Raw genomic sequence first — 5157 nt, forward strand, 5'->3', positions numbered from 1 at the left:
GTTGATCTCTGCGTCATTCAGCCTTCTCTCAAGCTCGGCATCGATCGATTCGGCCACGAAAAGACTGCTGGAGCCTCCCAGTTGCATCACATCACCGACAAGTGGATGACTGCACCAGCGGCCCAGTTCGACACGTTTCGAGAGGAGTAGATTGAAAAGCATGGAACGCACCGCAGAGAGATTCATGCCTTCTGACTTGCGTCGTGTCTTGCCGCGGGTCAGTACCGGAATTGCGCGTGACAGGTTGCCGTAACCGCGACCGAAGCGCTGTTCACCGAAATAGTTGGGGAAACCGCCGGATTTGATTGCTGCAAGCCGTGTAACCAGGGCATCAACATCAGCATCGAGATCACGAATGCGCAGTTCGAAACGGTTGCCGCGTAACGCACCACGGCGCAGCTTTCTGTTGTTCCGTTTTTTGTCGAGTATTTTAATAGTGTCTGGCAATGCAGAAAGATCAGGATCGGATTTGCCCGGCAAACTGATCGAGAACCACTGCCGGGTCACCGCGTGGCGATCCTTGAGGCCTGCGTAACTGACATTCATCTGCTTGACGTCTGCAAGCTTTGCCAGCATGTCTGCAACATCAGCCGTATTCTCGCCACGTTTTTCGATAAACAGAAAGAGATGTTCACCCTCGCCTGTCAAATCAAACGACAGCTGCTCTTCGACGAAGAAGTCTTCAGGTGTTGAACGCAGGATGCCGCTACCGACCGGGCCGCCATAAGCACAGGCAAGCTGGTTTACCGAGAAATTATCTGCCTGTTGGCGTTCAGGAGTGACAGCAGGCTCTTTCGCAGCAGACTCTGCTTTAGATTCGCCCGGAGTGTCGCCAGGCTTTTCGCTGGGTGAGTGAGTCACTAGTCTTTCAACAGAAGTACGACGGCATGGCAGGCAATGCCTTCTTCGCGGCCGGGAAAGCCCATGCCCTCAGTCGTTGTTGCCTTGATGTTCACCTGGTCTGTATGTATCTCGAGGTCTTCTGCAAGTTTCTCGCGCATGGAATCCAGATAAGGTGCCAGCTTGGGAGCCTGTGCGATTACCGTGATATCGGCATTACTGACAAAGTAATGATTCATGCACAGGTTTTCCTGGATGGTTCTGAGTAAAAAGCGGCTGTCGACATCTTTGAACTGCGTATCACTATCGGGAAAGTGCTTGCCGATGTCACCAAGGGCTGCTGCACCCAGCATGGCGTCACACAGGGCGTGTATCAGTACATCACCATCTGAATGTGCCTTGAGTCCGGTTCTATGTGGAATTGTCACCCCGCCAAGGACAAGTGGACGTGACTGTCCAAAGCGGTGTGCGTCATATCCGTGTCCTATACGCATCAGGAGTCTCCTCTGTGCATCAGAAAATAGTCAGCCAGAGCCAAGTCTGCCGGACGAGTGATCTTGATATTGTCACCCTTTCCCTCAACAAGTCTAGGATGAAATCCAGAAAATTCCATCGCGCTGGCTTCATCGGTGATAGGAAAACCTGCTTCCTGTGCAGTTTGAATCGCCTGGTGCAACTCGCCGAGACGGAACATCTGTGGTGTCAGTGCGTGCCACAGGTGGTCGCGGTCAACACTCTTTTCGATACGGGAATCATCGTTTGAGAGCTTCATGGTATCGCGGACCGGCAAGGCCAGAATGCCGCCATCACCGTGCGAAAGAGAGCTGTCGATCAGCTCGCAAATATCCTCAAGTCGGATACATGGTCGCGCTGCATCGTGAACCAGCACCCAGGATTGCCTGTCAACGCCCATGTTGAGCAGATACTCAAGAGCAGCCATAACGGAGTCGGCCCTTTCATTTCCACCTGCGGTCGTGATGACTTGCGGATGTTTGGAAATAGAGGTTTGCGGCCACCAGCGGTCATCATCACGAATTGCGACCACGGCTTTCTGTAGATCGGGAATCTGCAGCAGGATGTCGAGTGTTTTTTCGATTACAGTTGAATCACACAGTGGTAGATACTGTTTCGGTGTTTCACTCTGCATGCGTGAGCCGATGCCGGCAGCAGGAACGACAACCCATAGCTGCTTCACTGCTGTTTCTCCCCTGAAGATTCGAGAATCTGGAAAAAGAGTTCATTCTCGCCAATCATGCCGAGGTCGGCACGTGCGCGCTCCTCGACAGCATCCAGATCTTCCTTGAGGCTTTTCACCTCTGCATGAAGAGCGTCATTACGTTCCTGGTACTCTTGCATTTGCTGTTTTTGCGTTGCGATCTCCTGCCGCAGTGCGGCGATCTCTGCGCGGCTTCCCCTGCCTACCCACAGTTGAAACTGCAGGTAGATCAGGAGCAGGATGAGCGCGGCAAGCAGCCATCGCATGGAGATCAGCTAATTTCCATTAATCACAACCAGCGGAATGCCTGGTGTCCGGCGTAGACGGCATCGTCACCAAGTGCATCCTCGATGCGCATCAGCTGGTTGTACTTGGCGATACGGTCAGAGCGTGACAGTGAACCTGTCTTGATCTGGCCGGAGTTGGTTGCAACAACGAGATCGGCAATCGTGGTGTCCTCTGTCTCACCCGAGCGGTGTGAAACCACGGAGGTATAACCGGCAGCATGCGCCATATTGATCGCCTCGAGGGTTTCTGTGAGGGTGCCAATCTGGTTGAACTTGATCAGGATGGAGTTGGCAATCTGCTTGTCGATACCTTCCTGGAGAATTTTCGGATTGGTTACAAACAGGTCATCACCAACCAGCTGTACACGATCGTTGAGACGCTCAGACAGGCCTTTCCAGCCATCCCAGTCGCCTTCGTCCATGCCATCTTCAATCGAAAGAATTGGATACTGGTCAACCCAGCTTTCAAGGAAGGCTGCGAATCCGTCGGAGTCGAAGCTCTTGCCTTCAGAGCCAAGTACATAAGCGCCATCTTTGTAGAATTCCGAGCTGGCTACATCAAGTCCGAGGTAGATATCATCACCGGCCTTGAAGCCTGCCTTGTCGATTGCCTCGAGAATAATATCGATCGCTGCGACATTCGAAGGCAGGTCAGGTGCAAATCCACCCTCATCGCCGACAGCTGTATTCATACCTTTGCTGGATAGAACGCTTTTCAGCGAATGGAATACTTCTGCACCGTAACGAACAGCCTCGCGGATTGAATCGGCACCGACGGGCAGGATCATGAATTCCTGAAAATCGACACTGTTATCGGCATGTTCACCACCATTGATGATATTCATCATGGGGACTGGCATGCGGTAAGGACCATCTGAAAGTGACTTGTAGAGTGGCAGCTGTTTCTCCTGAGCTGCTGCATGTGCAGCTGCCAGTGAGACTGCAAGAATTGCGTTAGCACCCAGCTTTGACTTGTTCTCTGTACCATCAAGCTCGATCATCGCTGCATCAAGTGCTGCCTGGTCGAGTACGTCCATACCTGCGACTGAATCAGCGATCGTTTCATTAATATTTTCAACGGCTGTCAGCACGCCCTTGCCGAGATAGCGGCTCTTGTCACCATCACGCAGTTCCAGCGCTTCGCGGGATCCGGTAGATGCGCCTGACGGGGCCACGGCGCGTCCGACTGCACCATCGGCAGTAATGACGTCGGCCTCAACTGTTGGGTTGCCACGTGAGTCGAGGATTTCCCGACCGCGGATATCGATAATTTCTGACATGTTTTGCCTATTACCTTGATTTATAAAGTTAAAAAATTATAGCCCGGTTTCGATAAAACCATGCTGCTTAACCACTGAATCTATATTCAGCAGGGTCTCGAGCAACTCTTCCATTCTGCTCAGTGGCCAGGAGTTGGGTCCGTCACTGTGCGCCTCATCAGGGTTTGGGTGCGTCTCCATGAAGAGTCCGGATACACCGGCTGCGACTGCGGCGCGTGCCAATACTGGCACATGCTCTCTCTGTCCGCCTGAACAACTCCCCTGTCCGCCTGGTAACTGCACCGAGTGTGTCGCATCAAAAACCACCGGGCAACCGGTTTCGCGCATCACCGCAAGTCCGCGCATGTCGGAGACCAGGTTGTTATAACCGAATGAGACACCGCGGTCGCATACCATGATGCTGTCGTTGCCGACGGCCTTGGCCTTGTCGACGACGTTTTTCATGTCCCAAGGTGCGAGAAACTGTCCTTTCTTGATATTGACCGGAATGCCCTGGCGCGCAACACTCTGGATAAAATTGGTCTGGCGGCACAAAAAAGCCGGCGTCTGCATGACATCGACTACCGAGGCAACCTCGTCAAGTGGCGTATCTTCATGCACGTCGGTGATGACCGGCAGACCAAGCTGCTGTTTGACCTCGGAGAGGATACGCAGGCCCTCTTCAAGTCCGGGCCCGCGCAGACTGGCATGAGAAGAACGGTTGGCCTTGTCGAATGATGACTTATAAATCAATGAGATACCAAGCATTTCCGTAATTTCCTTTAGCTTTCCGGCAACGTCCAGCGCTGACTGTTCACCCTCAATAACACAGGTGCCTGCTATCAGGAACAGGGGTTGATCGAGTCCGGCTTCAAAGTGACAGAGTTTCATGCATCTGATTCCTGTTTGTGCTTGATTGCGGCCTCGATATAACTGGTAAAGAGCGGATGGCCAGCACGCGGTGTAGAGGTAAATTCGGGGTGGAACTGGCAAGCGATAAACCACGGGTGGTCGCTGACTTCGACGATCTCGACCAGCTCCCCGTCCACGGAGGTACCGGCAATCGTCAGGCCCGCGTCGACCAGTTGATCACGATAACCGTTGTTGAACTCGTAGCGATGACGATGACGCTCAACAATCGAACTTTCACCGTAGGCATTTCTGGCATGCGTGTTGTCAATCAGCTTGCACTCCTGCCCGCCAAGTCGCATGGTGCCGCCCATGTCTGCCGACTCATCACGCTGCTCGGTTTTGCCATCGGCATTGAGCCATTCGGTGATCAGTGCAATCACCGGGTGAGGTGTTTGCTTGTTAAATTCTGTGCTGTGCGCGCCTTCAAGCGATGCGACATGCCGTGCGTATTCGATTACAGCGACCTGCATGCCAAGACAAATGCCCAGGTAGGGAATTCTGTTTTCACGTGCATACCTGACTGCCTCGATCTTGCCTTCGACGCCCCGCGTACCAAAACCACCGGGAACGAGGATGGCATCCATTCCCTTCAATAGCTCGCCACTGTTTTCCTCGATAGCCTCCGAGTCAACGTAGTGAATGT

At 53.1% G+C, this 5157-nt stretch carries 7 protein-coding genes; all 7 read right to left on the reverse strand.

The window, feature by feature from the left end; all coding sequences use genetic code 11:
- On the reverse strand, positions 1-861 hold an 861-nt coding region (gene truD, locus BOW51_RS07350; protein ID WP_078477115.1), incomplete at its 3' end, for a tRNA pseudouridine(13) synthase TruD.
- Positions 861-1334, reverse strand: a complete 474-nt coding sequence (gene ispF / locus BOW51_RS07355) for a 2-C-methyl-D-erythritol 2,4-cyclodiphosphate synthase (protein WP_078477116.1) — start codon at positions 1332-1334, stop codon at positions 861-863. The genes ispF and truD, both read right to left, overlap by 1 nt.
- Positions 1334-2035, reverse strand: coding sequence for a 2-C-methyl-D-erythritol 4-phosphate cytidylyltransferase (ispD, locus tag BOW51_RS07360; RefSeq protein WP_078477117.1), 702 nt, complete (start codon positions 2033-2035; stop codon positions 1334-1336). Before ispD ends, ispF begins: the two co-directional genes overlap by 1 nt.
- Entirely contained in the window at positions 2032-2322 is a 291-nt protein-coding gene (locus BOW51_RS07365; RefSeq protein ID WP_078477118.1) for an FtsB family cell division protein, read from the reverse strand. Before BOW51_RS07365 ends, ispD begins: the two co-directional genes overlap by 4 nt.
- A 23-nt stretch (positions 2323-2345) precedes the next feature.
- Complete coding sequence (eno, locus tag BOW51_RS07370; protein ID WP_078477119.1) at positions 2346-3623, reverse strand: phosphopyruvate hydratase; 1278 nt, start codon at positions 3621-3623, stop codon at positions 2346-2348.
- A gap of 36 nt (positions 3624-3659) precedes the next feature.
- Entirely contained in the window at positions 3660-4493 is an 834-nt protein-coding gene (gene kdsA / locus BOW51_RS07375; protein WP_078477120.1) for a 3-deoxy-8-phosphooctulonate synthase, read from the reverse strand.
- The coding region (locus BOW51_RS07380) for a glutamine amidotransferase-related protein (protein ID WP_078477121.1) at positions 4490-5157 on the reverse strand (668 nt) is incomplete at its 5' end. The genes kdsA and BOW51_RS07380, both read right to left, overlap by 4 nt.

It is taken from the genome of Solemya elarraichensis gill symbiont (assembly GCF_002021095.1).
In the GTDB taxonomy this organism is placed as follows: domain Bacteria; phylum Pseudomonadota; class Gammaproteobacteria; order Chromatiales; family Chromatiaceae.